This window comes from Roseomonas sp. TS2 (assembly GCF_058833935.1).
On sequence record NZ_JCACVY010000328.1, the window covers coordinates 1 to 2,166 of the forward strand.

At 77.0% G+C, this 2,166-nt stretch carries 1 protein-coding gene; it reads left to right on the top strand.

Features of this window, described 5'->3' with window-relative positions:
- Positions 1-231: 231 nt before the first annotated feature.
- Positions 232-2,166 (top strand): penicillin acylase family protein (locus ACZJYS_RS24085; protein WP_493180612.1); only part of this gene is annotated, 1,935 nt, incomplete at its 3' end.

Sequence of the window (2,166 nt, forward strand, 5' to 3'; positions counted from 1 at the left end):
CGAGGTCGATCTCTCCGGCGGGGCCGCCGCGCGCGCCCCGGAGGCGGCGCGCCAGCACCGCCCAGCCCGCCGCCTCAAGCCGGGCGGCCACGGCTTCCTCCGCCTGCTGGCCGCGCATCGTGGCGGCGGCGCGTGTCTCGGGCGTGCGGCGCATCGCGCCACTCTTCACGCAGGCGTGAAACGGCGCAAGCCGGGCTGTGGCCGCGCGCCTTCCGCCCCACATCGGGAAGCATGCAGAGACGCCCCGGCCGGCTGCGCCGCTTCTTCCGTCGCGGCCTGATCGCCGCCGCCCTGATCCTGATTCTGGCCGGCCTCGGCGCGGCCGGGCTGCTCTGGGCCAGCCTGCCCCCGCGCGCGGGGCGCATCGGCCTGCCCGGCCTCTCCGCCCCGGTGGAGGTGGTGGAGGATTCGCACGGCATCCCCCGCATCACCGCCCGCACCGAGGCGGATGCGGCGCGCGCGCTGGGCTGGCTGCATGCGCGGGACCGGCTGTTCCAGATGGAGCTGATGCGCCGCAACGCCAGCGGCCGCCTGGCCGAGATCGCCGGCCCGGCGGCGCTGCGGCTGGACCGCTTCCACCGCACCCTGGGCCTCCGCCAGCGCGCCGAGGCCGATTACGACGCCCTGCCGCCCGACACGCGCGCCGTGCTGGAGGCCTATGCCGAGGGGGTGAACGCCTGGATCGGCGCGCGCGGCCGGCTCGCCGCGCCGGAATTCCTGGCGCTCGGCGTGCCGGAGCCGTGGCAGCCGGCGCATTCGCTGCTCTGGGCCAAGACCATGGGGCTGTGGCTCTCCAACAACTGGCGCACGGAGCTGGACCGCGCCCGCCTCGCCGCCCTGCTGCCGCCCGCGCGGCTGGCCGAGCTGTGGCCGGCCGATGACAGCCCCGGCCGCCCCGATGGCGCGGCGGAGCGGCAGGCGGCGCTGGAGCCGGGATTGCTGGAGCCGGGGCGGATGGCGCGCCTCGCCGCCGCCCTGCCGCGCTTCCCCGAGGATGCGCCGCTGCCCAATGTCGCCTCCAATGCCTGGGCGCTGGCGCCTGCCCGCTCGGCCAGCGGCGGCGCGCTGCTGGCGTCCGACCCGCATCTCGGCTTCCAGGCGCCGATCCTGTGGTACCTGGCGCGGATCGAGCTGCCGGGCGGCCGCTTCCTGGCGGGCGCCACCGCGCCGGGGGTGCCCTTCATGGTGGTCGGCCGCAACGAGAGCCTGGCCTGGGGCTTCACCACCACCCATTCCGACACGCAGGACCTGTTCATCGAGCGCCTCTCCGGCGCCGAGGGCTACGAGACGCCGGACGGCCCCCGCCCCTTCACCGTGCGGGAGGAGCGCATCGCCATCCGCGGCCAGGAGGAGCAGGTGCTGCGGGTGCGCGAGACGCGGCACGGCCCGGTGATCTCCGACCTGGAGGGCAGCCCGGCGGACGGCACGGTGCTCGCGGTGCAAATGGCCAATCTGGAGCCGGGCGACAGCGCCGCCGCCGGGCTGCTGGCGCTGAACCGCGCGGGCGACCTCGCCACGGCGCGGGCGGCGGCCGCCCGCATCACCGCGCCGCCGCAGAACCTGATGGTGGCGGACGCGGCGGGCGGCATCGCCATGTACCTCACCGGCCGCACGCCGCTGCGCCGCGCCGGCGATGGCAGCCTGCCCGCGCCCGGCTGGGATGGCAGCCATGACTGGGCCGGCTTCCTGCCCTTCGACGCGCTGCCCCATGCCGAGCGCCCCGCCGGCGGCGCACTGGTGAACGCCAACAACCGCGTGCAGCCGGAGGGGGCGGAGCCCTATCTCGGCCGCGACTGGCATGGCGACTGGCGCTTCCGCCGCATCCACGGCCTGCTGGCGCAGCGCGGGCGCCACACGCCGCAGGACCAGGCGGCGATCCAGCAGGATGCCACCAGCCTGTTCGCGCGGGAGGTGCTGCCGGTGCTGCTGGCCCTGCCCCGCCCCGGCGGCCCGGCCGGCGTGGCGCGCGACCTGCTGCTGGGCTGGGAGGGCGAGATGGCGGTGGACCGGCCGCAGCCGCTCATCTTCAACGCCTGGTGGAAGCTGGCCGCCCGCATGGCGCTGGCGCATGGCGGCGTGCCGGAGGGCGGCTGGCAGCCCACGGCGGAGTTCCTGCGCTTCGTGCTGCACCCGGACGGGCGCGGCACGCATTGGTGCCGCCCCGCC